This is a genomic window from Escherichia sp. F1 (assembly GCF_046764225.1).
GTDB classification, from domain to species: domain Bacteria; phylum Pseudomonadota; class Gammaproteobacteria; order Enterobacterales; family Enterobacteriaceae; genus Escherichia; species Escherichia coli.
Genome location: NZ_CP177202.1, coordinates 2,676,601 through 2,689,716 on the forward strand (window position 1 = coordinate 2,676,601; position 13,116 = coordinate 2,689,716).

Consider the following 13,116-nt stretch of genomic DNA (forward strand, 5'->3'; position numbering starts at 1 on the left):
ACTTACTCCTGACGGCGCGCTTTACCGGCAAACAAACGTTTCACCAGTACAAAAAACAGAGGAACAAAGAAAATAGCCAGCAACGTAGCGGTCAGCGTACCGCCAATAATGCCCGTACCAATGGCGATGCGGCTGTTCGCCCCTGCGCCGGTTGCTATCGCCAGCGGCATTACCCCCGCAATAAACGCCAGCGAGGTCATGATGATTGGGCGTAAACGAGTCTGCGCCGCGCGTAATGCCGCACGACTCAAGGAATAGCCCTCTGCAACCGCCGCTTCAGCAAATTCCACAATCAAAATGGCGTTTTTCGACGACAAGCCGATAGTGGTTAATAGCGCCACCTGGAAGTAAACATCGTTGTTTAAATCACGCATCCAGGCCGCCAGCGCCGCGCCAAGAAGCCCCAGAGGGATCACCAGAATGACCGAGAACGGGACTGACCAGCTTTCGTACAGTGCTGCAAGGCAGAGGAAAACCACCAGAATAGAAACTGCATACAGACTCAATGCCTGACCGCTGGCCAGTTTCTCCTGCAATGACAAACCACTCCAGGCCCAGGTTGTTCCCGCAGGAAGACTGTTTGCCAGTTCCTCCATTTTTGTCATTGCATCGCCGGAACTAAAGCCAGTCGCATTTTCCCCCTGAATTTCATAGGCTGCAGAACCGTTGTAGCGCACCAGTCTTTCCGGTCCATACAGCCAGCGGGTGGTCGCAAAAGCAGAGAATGGTGTCATGGCGTTATCGCTACCGCGCACAAACCATTTACCTAAGTCTGACGGCGCGGAACGAAATTCACTGTCGCCCTGAATGTAGACTTTTTTCACACGACCACGGTCAATAAAGTCATTCACATAAGTACCGCCCCACGCACTGGACAGGGTGTCGGTGACATCATTCAAACTCAACCCTAATGACACCGCTTTATTACTATCAATATCTACCTGCAATTGCGGCATTTGTGGCAAATCATTGGCACGCACAGAATGTAACTCCGGACTTTGATTCGCTTTTTCTATCAACTGATTACGCATTTGCAGTAGTGTTTCGCGATCGGTTCCACCGTTAGCTAACAATTCAAACGTAAAACCATTGCTTTGCCCCAGCCCATCAACGGCTGGCGGCGTCATCGCAAATACCGTGGCATCACGAATTGTGCCCAGCTCTTTGGTTGCCCGTAGGGCGATAGCCTGGGCGGTGTTTTCTGCCCCTTTACGTTGAGACCAGTTTTTCAACGAAACAAACGCCATCCCGGTGTTCTGTCCGCTGCCGCTAAAACTGAAACCATCAACGGTAAAAATGACATCGGTATTTGCTTTCTCATTAATCAGGAACCAGTCAACAATCTGGCGATTCACTTCTGCTGTACGGGCAGCGGTCGCCCCGGCCGGCAGCGTGTACTGCACCATGATTTCGCCCTGGTCTTCAGTGGGTAAGAAACTGCCCGGCAGTTTCCACATCATCAGGGCCATTCCACCACCCAGCACGACATAAAGCCCCATCGTTCGGGCTGCACGGCGCAGGACATAAATTACGCCTCGCTGATATTTATCTTCAGTACGGCGGTAAAAGCGGTTAAATGCGCCGAAAAAGCCTTTTTTATGTGGCGGAACATGCTGGAGGACGGAACCGCACAGGGCGGGAGTCAAGGTCAATGCCACCACCACGGAAAGCAGCATTGCGGAGATGATGGTGATGGAGAACTGACGATAAATTACGCCAGTAGATCCCCCAAAGAAGGCCATAGGCAGGAATACGGCTGACAACACCAGCGCAATGGCAACCAGTGCGCCAGAAATCTCGCCCATTGATTTTTCCGTGGCTTCACGCGCGGGCAACCCTTCGTCACGCATAATGCGTTCGACGTTCTCCACCACCACAATGGCATCGTCCACCAGCAAGCCGATCGCCAGCACCATTGCAAACAACGTCAGGGTATTAATCGAATAGCCAAACAACGCAAGAACGCCGAATGTGCCCAGCAAAACGACGGGGACAGCTAACGCCGGAATCAGTGTGGCACGCAGGTTTTGCAGGAATAAATACATCACGCAAACCACCAATACGATGGCTTCAAACAGCGTCTGAATTACGTCCTCTACAGAGATTTTAATAAATTCAGTGCTGTCTTTCGGGTATGCGATGTCGTATCCCTGCGGCATGTTCCGCTGGAATTCGGCAATCTTATCCTTGACCAGCGTCGCCGTATTCAGCGCATTCGCACCGGGCGAAAGCATTACAGCAACCCCGGCAGACGGGTGACCGTTAAGTTTGCCGATAGCGGTATAATCTTCACTGCCCATCTCAACGCGAGCCACATCTTTTATACGAACAACTGCGCCGTCTGACTGGCTTTTCACGATAATATTTTTGAACTGATCCACCGTCTGCAAGCGAGACTGCGCACGTACCGTTGCGGTCAGTTGCTGAGTATTCGGTGAAGGCAATGCCCCTATTTTCCCGGCAGTAACCTGCACGTTTTGCGCTTCAATAGCACTTTGCACGTCTGAAGGCATTAGCGAGTAAGACGCCAGTTTGGCCGGGTCAAGCCAGATGCGCATAGCGTATTCCGCGCCAAAGACTTGCAGACTCCCCACACCTTCAACACGCGCCAGCGGGTCCTGAACGTTACTAACCAACCAGTCGGCGATATCCGAACTGGAGGCTTTGTCAGTGGTGTCATACACGGCAGCAATCAGCAAAAAGTTGCTTTGTGATTTCTCCACCGTAACACCCGTTTGCTGCACTTCGCTGGGTAGGCGCGACTCCGCCTGCTGAATTTTATTCTGCACCTGAACCTGTGCAGTATCTGGATCGGTACCTTGTTCAAAGGTCACATTAATACTGACCGAACCATCAGAGCTACTGGTTGAGCTGAAATAGAGTAAATTATCAAGCCCAGTGAGTTGTTGCTCGATAACCTGAGTCACGCTGTTCTCCAGCGTTTCGGCAGAAGCACCAGTATAAGTGGCTGAAATTTTAATGGTCGGCGGTGCAACGTCAGGATATTGCGCGACGGGTAATGTGCGAATAGCCAGAATCCCCGCCAACATAATCAAAATGGCGATAACCCAGGCAAAGACCGGGCGGCGAACAAAAAAGCGCGAAAACATCAGGCGTTGCCTCCATTAGCCTGAACTTCAACAGCCTTGACGGTCTGCCCTGAAGTGACTTTGGCAGAACCTTCAACAATCAGTCGGTCGCCGTTGTGCAGGCCGTTCAGCACCAGCCATTTATCACCATACGTTTCTCCCGTTTCGAGCGTTCGCTGCTCTACTTTATTGTCTTTATTGACCACCAGCGCAGTTGCATTGCCTTTAGCATCGCGCGTGACGCCCTGTTGCGGCGCGAGAATAGCGTCTTCCATCACGCCTTCATCGACACGAGCGCGAACAAACATTCCCGGTAATAACTGCTGTTGTGGATTGGGGAAAATCGCCCGTAATGTCACCGAACCGGTAGACTCATCTACAGCGACTTCGGTGAGTTCCAGACGCCCTTTTTCGCTGTAGGTTGTGCCATCTTCCAGAATAAGTGAGACGCTCATGGTGTCACTGTTGGTCGCCAGTGACTGTTTACGCAGACGTAATAAATCGACACTGGAGCGAGTGAGGTCGACATACATTGTATCCAGACCACGAATAGTCGTTAACGCTGTATCTTGCGACGCGGTCACCAGTGCGCCAGGGGTTACCGACGAAATGCCAATGCGCCCTGAAATCGGTGCGGTTACCGTGGTCCAGTCAAGATTAATGCGCGCAGTTTCCAGTGCGGCTTTTTTCGCCTCTACACTGGCTTTATCTTGTGCACAGGTAGACTGAGCATCATCAGCATCCTGTTGTGAAACACCGTTCTCTTTCACCAGTCGGGCATAACGCTGCGCTTTCTGGCAATCGGCTTTTACCAGTGCCTGTGCTTGTTGTAATGCTGCCCGAGCTTCATTCCATGCAGCCTGATAACTGGCCGCATCAATCTGGTAGAGCGGCTGTCCAGCCTTGACCAGATCACCTTCCTTAAATAAGCGTTTCTGGATAATTCCCCCAACCTGCGGACGTACTTCGGCACTGAGCGCAGCACTGGTGCGTCCGGTTAATTCACTGACTACCGAGACCGGTTGAGATTTGACTGTAACAACGCCGACTTCTGTTTCTGACGGGGATGAATTGTTACTTTGCGTATTATCACAACCAGATAAGAGCAGCATTGCCACTACAGATGTTGCTATATACTTCATTATTTTCTCCAGGGTGAGAAATACCCTCCTCATTAAAATTAATGAGGATATGTCAGGGATATTCAGTTATAACGAACCCGCATCGCGAAATGAATTTCGCAATGAAATAAGGGGGATTAATATCCCCCGCTATTGGTTAATTCTGTTCTTATTTATTTATCAACATACTAACAATATCCTGATATATTTCCTGCAGATGTTGTGGATCGCTTTTTTGCGGTGTTAAACGACGATAAACCGTACCTTCCATCATGGTAGCAAACACTTCAACGCAGCAACGAATGTGCTCGTCGCTAAGATGGGGATGCATTCTTTTCATATGTGCACAACCATTAGCGAACATTCTGGCGTCAGCTTCTTCAAGCATTGCCATAACCCGCGGGTTGCGTGTGGCTTCTGCAGCCACTTCCAGCATCAGCGCGTCGTCGTCCTCATTTAAGGATTTACGCAAGGCAAGGACTTCCGGGAAGTGATCGGTACGCGCGTCAATGTCCATTTGGGCAATACGAAAGTCGATGATACGGCGAACCATCTCTTCAATAATGGCGTCTTTGTTGGCGAAGTAACGATATATCTGACCCACGCTAAGCTGAGCTTCGCTGGCAATTTGCGACATACTGGCGGCATGAAACCCGCAGCGACGAAAACACCGACGGGCGGCGTTAATGATTTCATCCTGACGCTGTTTGTGGCGTATCTCCAGCTTGCTGGTCATTTCTGTCTCCTGGCCTATCACTTGGCGAGAATGATCGTTCTCATTTTTGCTGATTATACGTTTCTCCAAAGTAATGGAAAGTATTTTTATCTTATTCATGGTGCATATTCTGATAATGAAGAGATCGTGGAGATTCTGTGAAGATAGTTGACAATATTAAGTTGGGGTCAATTCATCAGAAAGGCAGCGACTTGTTGTCGCCGGTTCTGTTTTCATCATCAAACTTATCGGAGCTAATACGAATAGTTTCATAGTCAGATTCTATAAGATATTTCCCCAACCTACCCCTTGCAGGCGTCAAGAGTAGATAACGCAAAATGCTCTGTACCGCAGCTTCTCTCCGGTACAGAAAGCGCAACTATAGCCACCCACAGCCAGGTTGATTATAATAACCGTTTATCTGTTCGTACTGTTTACTAAAACGACGAATCGCCTGATTTTCAGGCACAACAAGCATCAACAATAAGGATTAAAGCTATGGGTTTTCTTTCCGGTAAGCGCATTCTGGTAACCGGTGTTGCCAGCAAACTGTCCATCGCCTACGGTATCGCTCAGGCGATGCACCGCGAAGGAGCTGAACTGGCATTCACCTACCAGAACGACAAACTGAAAGGCCGCGTAGAAGAATTTGCCGCTCAATTGGGTTCTGACATCGTTCTGCAGTGCGATGTTGCCGAAGATGCCAGCATCGACACCATGTTCGCTGAACTGGCGAAAGTTTGGCCGAAGTTTGACGGTTTCGTACACTCTATTGGTTTTGCACCTGGCGATCAGCTGGATGGTGACTATGTTAATGCCGTTACCCGTGAAGGCTTCAAAATTGCCCACGACATCAGCTCCTACAGCTTCGTTGCAATGGCAAAAGCTTGCCGCTCCATGCTGAATCCGGGTTCTGCCCTGCTGACCCTTTCCTACCTTGGCGCTGAGCGCGCTATCCCGAACTACAACGTTATGGGTCTGGCAAAAGCGTCTCTGGAAGCAAACGTGCGCTATATGGCGAACGCGATGGGTCCGGAAGGTGTGCGTGTTAACGCCATCTCTGCGGGTCCGATCCGTACTCTGGCGGCCTCCGGTATCAAAGACTTCCGCAAAATGCTGGCTCATTGCGAAGCCGTTACCCCGATTCGCCGTACCGTTACTATTGAAGATGTGGGTAACTCTGCGGCATTCCTGTGCTCCGATCTCTCTGCCGGTATCTCCGGTGAAGTGGTCCACGTTGACGGCGGTTTCAGCATTGCTGCAATGAACGAACTCGAACTGAAATAATCGTTCTGTTGGTAAAGATGGGCGGCGTTCTGCCGCCCGTTATCTCTGTTATACCTTTCTGATATTTGTTATCGCCGATCCGTCTTTCTCCCCTTCCCGCCTTGCGTCAGGATAACGATTTCCTTTACGACCAAGGAGCGCCCATGGAAAAACGCCACATTACCGGCAAAAGCCACTGGTATCATGAAACGCAATCCAGTACTGCGGAGTATGACGTTCTGCCTCTGGTCCCGGAAGCCGCAAAGGTCAGCGATCCCTTTCTGCTCGACGTGATCCTTGATGAAGAAACGCTGGCCCCCTTCCTTTCATGGCTGGTCCCTGCGCGCGTTCTTGCAGTGGAGTTGTTCCCTGACCAGCTTACCGTGACCCGTTCACAGACCTTCACCGCTTATGAACGCTTGTCGACGGCCCTGACGGTTGCTCAGGTTTGCGGCGTCCAGCGGTTATGTAACTACTATTCGGCGCGACTTACGCCGCTCCCCGGGCCTGATTCCTCCAGGGAAAGTAATCATCGGTTAGCACAAATCACGCAATATGCCCGCCAACTGGCTAGCTCGCCTTCTATTATCGACAACCGATCGCGCCAGCATCTGAATGACGTCGGTCTTACTGTCTGGGACTGTGTAATCATTAACCAAATCATTGGTTTTATTGGCTTTCAGGCGCGGTCAATTGCGACATTTCAGGCTTATCTCGGGCATCCGGTACGCTGGTTACCCGGTCTGGAGATACAAAACTACGCCGACGCGTCACTGTTTGCTGATGAATCATTACGCTGGCGAAGCAGCTATGAGGTGGAAAAACTACCTGAAGAGCACACAAAAAGTTCAACTGCAGAACTTTGCCAACTGGCCGAAATACTCTCTCTCCACCCTATTTCACTTTCCCTTCTCGAAAAGTTGTTAAACAGCACACGGGTCAATACACAGCCGGATAATCAGCTTGCGGCGTTGTTATGCGCGCGTATAAATGGCAGTCCTGCTTGTTTTGCCACCTGTATGGATTCATCAAATGAATATAAAAAAATCAGCACCCTTATGCGCAAGGGCGAAAATGAAATTAACCAATGGGCTGACCGTCATTCTGTTGAGCGCGCTACCGTTCAGGCGATACAATGGCTGACCCGAGCACCCGATCGCTTTAGCGCCGCCCAGTTCAGCCCTTTACTCGAACACGAAAAATCATCAACGCAGATTATTAATCTGCTGGTATGGAGCGGGCTGTGTGGCTGGATAAATCGCTTAAAAATCGCGTTGGGTGAGACATATTAACCTTGCCGCGTCAGACAGATTCGCGTAAAACTGTCAGCCGCTCTAATGGCCACCAAAATAGACAATTATGTTTCAGGACAACCCGCTGCTAGCGCAGCTTAAACAGCAACTGCATTCCCAGACGCCACGCGCTGAAGGGGTGGTAAAAGCCACAGAAAAAGGCTTTGGCTTCCTGGAAGTCGACGCGCAAAAAAGTTATTTCATTCCGCCGCCGCAGATGAAAAAAGTCATGCATGGCGACCGAATTATCGCGGTTATCCACAGTGAAAAAGAACGTGAATCCGCAGAGCCAGAAGAACTGGTTGAACCGTTTCTGACTCGTTTCGTGGGTAAAGTTCAGGGCAAAAATGACCGTCTGGCCATCGTTCCTGATCATCCACTCTTAAAAGACGCCATTCCTTGCCGCGCAGCCCGTGGCCTGAACCACGAGTTTAAAGAAGGCGACTGGGCGGTTGCCGAAATGCGCCGTCATCCGCTGAAAGGCGATCGTTCTTTCTATGCTGAACTGACACAATACATCACTTTTGGTGACGACCACTTTGTACCGTGGTGGGTTACACTTGCGCGCCATAATCTGGAAAAAGAAGCACCAGACGGCGTCGCTACCGAAATGCTCGATGAAGGTCTGGTTCGTGAAGATCTGACCGCGCTGGATTTTGTCACCATCGACAGTGCCAGCACAGAAGATATGGATGACGCCCTTTTCGCTAAGGCGTTGCCGGATGACAAACTTCAGCTGATTGTGGCGATTGCCGATCCAACCGCGTGGATTGCTGAAGGCAGCAAGCTGGACAAAGCCGCGAAAATTCGCGCATTCACCAACTATCTGCCTGGCTTCAACATCCCTATGCTTCCTCGCGAGCTTTCTGACGATCTCTGCTCACTGCGCGCCAATGAAGTTCGCCCGGTACTGGCATGCCGCATGACGCTCTCCGCTGATGGCACCATTGAAGATAATATCGAATTCTTTGCCGCCACCATCGAATCCAAAGCGAAGCTGGTGTATGACCAGGTTTCTGACTGGCTGGAAAATACCGGTGACTGGCAGCCTGAAAGTGAAGCAATTGCCGAACAAGTCCGTTTGTTAGCGCAAATTTGCCAACGCCGCGGCGAGTGGCGTCATAACCACGCACTGGTGTTTAAAGATCGCCCGGATTACCGCTTTATTCTCGGTGAAAAAGGTGAAGTGCTGGATATCGTCGCCGAGCCTCGTCGCATTGCCAACCGTATCGTCGAAGAAGCGATGATTGCCGCTAACATTTGTGCGGCCCGCGTACTGCGCGATAAGCTCGGTTTTGGCATCTATAACGTGCATATGGGCTTTGATCCGGCGAATGCCGACGCGCTGGCAGCGTTGCTGAAAACCCACGGTCTGCATGTCGATGCCGAAGAAGTGCTCACGCTGGACGGTTTCTGCAAACTGCGTCGTGAACTGGATGCGCAACCAACTGGTTTCCTCGACAGCCGCATTCGTCGCTTCCAGTCATTTGCTGAAATTAGCACTGAACCCGGTCCTCACTTTGGCCTCGGTCTGGAGGCATACGCCACCTGGACTTCGCCGATCCGTAAATATGGCGACATGATCAACCACCGTCTGCTGAAAGCGGTTATCAAAGGCGAAACTGCGACGCGTCCGCAGGATGAAATCACTGTCCAAATGGCCGAGCGTCGCCGTCTCAACCGAATGGCAGAACGTGATGTTGGCGACTGGTTATACGCACGCTTCCTGAAAGACAAAGCCGGGACCGACACCCGTTTCGCGGCGGAAATTGTCGATATCAGCCGTGGCGGCATGCGTGTGCGTTTGGTTGATAACGGCGCTATCGCCTTTATTCCGGCACCTTTCTTACACGCTGTGCGCGATGAACTGGTTTGCAGCCAGGAAAACGGCACTGTACAAATTAAAGGTGAAACGGCTTACAAAGTGACTGACGTTATTGACGTCACCATTGCCGAAGTCCGCATGGAAACCCGCAGCATTATTGCGCGCCCGGTCGCGTAATCTCCTTTCACGGCCCATTCCTCATGAATGGGCCGTTTATTTCCCCGCTCCACCTTCATCATATCCCGGCAGATTTTTAACTGACTTTCGTTTGAAAACTGGCGTTTTTCCAAAACTGGATTACAAATAAATATATAAAAAAACAATGCGTTTAGCCGCCGTTAATTTCATGTAAGTCATGTTGTTCCTTTTATTTAACCGCGGACTCCGCTGTTAACCGGAGGATATGCATCATGAAAACCGTTAGGGAGTCCACAACGTTGTACAACTTTCTCGGATCGCACAATCCATACTGGCGGTTAACGGAAGGCAGCGATGTTTTGCGCTTTTCTACCACCGAAACCACAGAACCTGAACGTACGTTGCAGTTATCTGCCGAACAGGCTGCTCGCATCAGGGAAATGACGGTCATCACCTCCAGCCTGATGATGAGTCTGACCGTCGATGAAAGCGATCTTTCTGTGCATCTGGTAGGACGAAAAATCAATAAACGGGAATGGGCTGGCAACGCGTCTGCATGGCATGACACACCAGCAGTTGCTCGTGATTTATCACACGGGCTTTCCTTTGCTGAGCAGGTAGTTTCTGAAGCACATTCCGCAATAGTGATTCTCGACAGCCGGGGGAATATCCAACGCTTCAATCGGTTATGTGAAGATTACACAGGGTTGAAAGAACATGACGTCATTGGGCAAAGCGTGTTTAAACTGTTTATGAGCCGTCGTGAAGCTGCGGCATCCAGGCGCAATAACCGTGTATTTTTTCGAAGCGGCAATGCATATGAAGTCGAACTGTGGATACCAACACGAAAAGGCCAGCGGCTGTTTCTGTTTCGCAATAAATTTGTCCACAGCGGCAGTGGCAAGAACGAGATTTTTTTAATCTGTTCCGGCACCGACATTACCGAAGAGCGCCGCGCTCAGGAGCGACTGCGTATTCTGGCAAATACCGACAGTATCACCGGACTGCCGAATCGTAACGCAATGCAGGAGTTAATCGATCACGCCATTAATCAGGCAGATAACAATAAAGTTGGGGTTGTGTATCTTGATTTGGATAATTTTAAAAAGGTCAACGACGCTTATGGGCATTTGTTTGGTGACCAGCTATTACGCGACGTGTCATTGGCCATTTTAAGCTGTCTCGAACATGATCAGGTGTTGGCGCGTCCAGGTGGCGATGAGTTTTTGGTACTCGCATCCAATACCTCACAAAGCGCGCTGGAAGCAATGGCATCACGAATTTTGACCCGCTTACGACTCCCCTTCCGCATTGGTTTAATTGAAGTTTATACCAGCTGTTCAGTGGGTATTTCACTCTCTCCCGAACATGGTTCGGACAGCGCGGCTATTATTCGTCACGCCGACACAGCAATGTACACAGCGAAGGAAGGCGGACGAGGACAATTTTGCGTTTTTACCCCAGAAATGAATCAGCGGGTATTTGAATATCTCTGGCTGGATACCAACTTGCGTAAAGCACTGGAAAACGATCAGTTGGTTATTCACTATCAACCGAAAATCACCTGGCGTGGCGAAGTGCGCAGTCTGGAAGCACTAGTACGTTGGCAGTCACCTGAACGTGGGTTGATTCCACCGTTGGACTTCATTTCCTACGCCGAAGAGTCAGGGCTAATTGTGCCTTTAGGCCGTTGGGTGATTCTCGATGTCGTACGCCAGGTGGCAAAGTGGCGGGATAAAGGTATTAACCTGCGAGTGGCGGTAAACATTTCTGCACGTCAGCTCGCCGATCAAACCATTTTCACCGCCCTTAAACAGGTTCTCCAGGAACTCAATTTTGAATACTGCCCTATTGATGTTGAACTGACGGAGAGCTGCCTGATTGAGAATGATGAACTGGCACTTTCTGTTATTCAACAATTTAGCCAACTAGGTGCGCAAGTGCATCTGGACGATTTTGGTACCGGCTACTCTTCACTTTCGCAACTGGCGCGCTTTCCGATCGATGCGATTAAACTTGACCAGGTTTTTGTTCGGGATATTCACAAACAGCCTGTATCGCAGTCGCTGGTCCGGGCGATCGTCGCTGTGGCCCAGGCATTGAATCTTCAGGTGATCGCTGAAGGAGTGGAGAGTAAAAAGGAAGATGCTTTTTTAACCAAGAACGGGATCAATGAGCGGCAAGGATTTTTGTTTGCCAAACCGATGCCCGCCGTCGCCTTCGAACGTTGGTATAAACGCTATCTGAAGCGCGCATAAGTAGATGAATATATATACTTAGCGATATATTCCGTAATTATATATCGTATTCCCGGATGATAATTAGCCGTTGCTGTTAAACACTTCTCTTTTAGCGGCAATTTTTGCATTATTCATTTTCCCCTTTTGCTATAAGGATGTCCTTGATGTCTGAATTTGATGCCCAGCGCGTTGCCGAACGTATTGATATTGTGTTAGATATCCTTGTGGCAGGCGATTACCACTCTGCGATCCATAATCTCGAGATACTTAAAGCAGAACTCTTGCGCCAGGTTGCTGAATCTACGCCAGACATCCCGAAGGCACCGTGGGAGATTTAACAATCGTGCCTTCAGGTTTTCCTATTTGAGGATGCCCGGCGCGTCAGTATTTTTTTATTTAGTATTATAACGTTATAAGAATTACAGCGATGAATTCCCGACAACAAACTATTCTACAGATGGTCATTGACCAGGGTCAGGTTAGCGTAACCGATCTGGCAAAAGCCACTGGAGTTTCTGAAGTTACCATTCGCCAGGATCTCAACACCCTCGAAAAACTGAGTTACCTCCGCCGTGCACATGGCTTTGCAGTATCGCTTGATAGTGATGACGTCGAAACTCGTATGATGAGCAACTATACGCTGAAGCGTGAACTCGCCGAGTTTGCCGCGTCACTGGTTCAACCGGGCGAAACCATCTTTATCGAAAATGGCAGCAGCAATGCCCTGCTCGCCCGGACTCTGGGCGAGCAGAAGAAAAATGTCACTATCATCACGGTCAGCAGCTACATCGCGCATTTGCTGAAAGACGCGCCTTGTGAAGTTATTTTGCTCGGTGGCGTGTACCAGAAAAAAAGCGAAAGTATGGTTGGCCCTTTGACACGCCAGTGCATCCAACAGGTGCATTTCAGCAAAGCATTTATTGGTATTGATGGCTGGCAACCTGAAACTGGGTTTACCGGTCGCGATATGATGCGTACCGATGTGGTCAATGCCGTGCTGGAAAAAGAGTGCGAAGCGATAGTCCTGACTGACAGCTCGAAATTTGGTGCTGTACATTCATACTCCATCGGCCCCGTTGAGCGATTCAATCGCGTGATTACCGATTCGAAAATACGCGCCAGCGATCTGATGCATCTTGAGCACAGTAAACTCACCGTTCACGTCGTTGACATTTAACCATTTCCCTTCTCTATGGATGATTTGCACTTTGGCAAATCATCCGCTCTAAGATGATTCCTGGTTGATAATTAAGACTATTTACCTGTTATTAACACTCTCAAGATATAAAATTATTATCAGCGATATAACAGGAAGTCATTATCACCTGCGTGATATAACCCTGCGCGCGAGCGGATTTCACGGAATAATTTCACCAGGCTTATTCTTAGCTATTATAGTTATAGTGAGCTTACTTCCGTGAATCATAAAT

10 protein-coding genes and 1 pseudogene are annotated in these 13,116 nt (G+C 49.7%); 6 read left to right on the forward strand and 5 right to left on the reverse strand.

From position 1 onward, the window contains the following. Window positions 1–2: 2 nt before the first annotated feature. The 3 genes from ACK8NJ_RS12950 to ACK8NJ_RS12960 all read right to left on the reverse strand — a co-directional run bounded on the left by ACK8NJ_RS12950 (window position 3) and on the right by ACK8NJ_RS12960 (window position 4,946). Window positions 3–3,110 (reverse strand): efflux RND transporter permease subunit, encoded by a 3,108-nt coding sequence (locus ACK8NJ_RS12950; protein ID WP_225393133.1) that lies wholly within the window; start codon window positions 3,108–3,110, stop codon window positions 3–5. Then, window positions 3,110–4,231, reverse strand: coding sequence for an efflux RND transporter periplasmic adaptor subunit (locus tag ACK8NJ_RS12955; protein WP_000873810.1), 1,122 nt, complete (start codon window positions 4,229–4,231; stop codon window positions 3,110–3,112). Before ACK8NJ_RS12955 ends, ACK8NJ_RS12950 begins: the two co-directional genes overlap by 1 nt. Before the next feature lie 148 nt (window positions 4,232–4,379). Next, window positions 4,380–4,946: a TetR/AcrR family transcriptional regulator gene (locus ACK8NJ_RS12960; protein ID WP_000202113.1), complete on the reverse strand. Its 567-nt coding sequence runs from the start codon at window positions 4,944–4,946 to the stop codon at window positions 4,380–4,382. Window positions 4,947–5,423: 477 nt separating this feature from the next. Between ACK8NJ_RS12960 and fabI the strand changes: the two genes are divergently transcribed. From fabI to rnb, 3 genes are all read left to right on the forward strand, one after another. After that, a complete protein-coding gene (fabI, locus tag ACK8NJ_RS12965) occupies window positions 5,424–6,212 on the forward strand; it encodes an enoyl-ACP reductase FabI (RefSeq protein ID WP_000506485.1) in 789 nt (262 codons plus the stop codon). A gap of 143 nt (window positions 6,213–6,355) precedes the next feature. Beyond that, window positions 6,356–7,483 (forward strand): carboxymuconolactone decarboxylase family protein, encoded by a 1,128-nt coding sequence (locus ACK8NJ_RS12970; protein WP_411961685.1) that lies wholly within the window; start codon window positions 6,356–6,358, stop codon window positions 7,481–7,483. A 67-nt stretch (window positions 7,484–7,550) separates the two neighbouring features. After that, a complete protein-coding gene (rnb, locus tag ACK8NJ_RS12975) occupies window positions 7,551–9,485 on the forward strand; it encodes an exoribonuclease II (protein WP_000484983.1) in 1,935 nt (644 codons plus the stop codon). Between the two features lie 76 nt (window positions 9,486–9,561). Here rnb and ACK8NJ_RS12980 read toward each other — a convergent pair. After that, a pseudogene (locus tag ACK8NJ_RS12980) lies at window positions 9,562–9,665 on the reverse strand (hypothetical protein). Between the two features lie 53 nt (window positions 9,666–9,718). Here ACK8NJ_RS12980 and pdeR point away from each other — a divergent pair. Continuing rightward, the gene (pdeR, locus tag ACK8NJ_RS12985) at window positions 9,719–11,704 is read left to right on the forward strand and encodes a cyclic di-GMP phosphodiesterase (protein ID WP_411961686.1); all 1,986 of its coding nucleotides are present in this window, start codon (window positions 9,719–9,721) and stop codon (window positions 11,702–11,704) included. On the opposite strand, the gene ymiD is transcribed toward pdeR, so the two are convergent. After that, window positions 11,686–11,814: a protein YmiD gene (gene ymiD, locus ACK8NJ_RS12990; protein ID WP_212735859.1), complete on the reverse strand. Its 129-nt coding sequence runs from the start codon at window positions 11,812–11,814 to the stop codon at window positions 11,686–11,688. The genes pdeR and ymiD overlap by 19 nt on opposite strands. Before the next feature lie 36 nt (window positions 11,815–11,850). On the opposite strand from ymiD, the gene yciZ reads away from it, so the two are divergent. Further along, window positions 11,851–12,024: a protein YciZ gene (gene yciZ / locus ACK8NJ_RS12995; RefSeq protein WP_001288368.1), complete on the forward strand. Its 174-nt coding sequence runs from the start codon at window positions 11,851–11,853 to the stop codon at window positions 12,022–12,024. A gap of 89 nt (window positions 12,025–12,113) precedes the next feature. Continuing rightward, window positions 12,114–12,863 (forward strand): DNA-binding transcriptional regulator YciT, encoded by a 750-nt coding sequence (locus ACK8NJ_RS13000; RefSeq protein WP_001088621.1) that lies wholly within the window; start codon window positions 12,114–12,116, stop codon window positions 12,861–12,863. The last annotated feature ends 253 nt before the right edge of the window (window positions 12,864–13,116 follow it).

Bases quoted from the DNA above. Each gene is read 5' to 3' on its own strand.
- ACK8NJ_RS12950 (WP_225393133.1), bottom strand. From the start codon at position 3,110: ATGTTTTCGCGCTTTTTTGTTCGCCGCCCGGTCTTTGCCTGGGTTATC.
- ACK8NJ_RS12955 (WP_000873810.1), bottom strand. From the start codon at position 4,231: ATGAAGTATATAGCAACATCTGTAGTGGCAATGCTGCTCTTATCTGGT.
- ACK8NJ_RS12960 (WP_000202113.1), bottom strand. From the start codon at position 4,946: ATGACCAGCAAGCTGGAGATACGCCACAAACAGCGTCAGGATGAAATC.
- fabI (WP_000506485.1), top strand. From the start codon at position 5,424: ATGGGTTTTCTTTCCGGTAAGCGCATTCTGGTAACCGGTGTTGCCAGC.
- ACK8NJ_RS12970 (WP_411961685.1), top strand. From the start codon at position 6,356: ATGGAAAAACGCCACATTACCGGCAAAAGCCACTGGTATCATGAAACG.
- rnb (WP_000484983.1), top strand. From the start codon at position 7,551: ATGTTTCAGGACAACCCGCTGCTAGCGCAGCTTAAACAGCAACTGCAT.
- pdeR (WP_411961686.1), top strand. From the start codon at position 9,719: ATGAAAACCGTTAGGGAGTCCACAACGTTGTACAACTTTCTCGGATCG.
- ymiD (WP_212735859.1), bottom strand. From the start codon at position 11,814: ATGCAAAAATTGCCGCTAAAAGAGAAGTGTTTAACAGCAACGGCTAAT.
- yciZ (WP_001288368.1), top strand. From the start codon at position 11,851: ATGTCTGAATTTGATGCCCAGCGCGTTGCCGAACGTATTGATATTGTG.
- ACK8NJ_RS13000 (WP_001088621.1), top strand. From the start codon at position 12,114: ATGAATTCCCGACAACAAACTATTCTACAGATGGTCATTGACCAGGGT.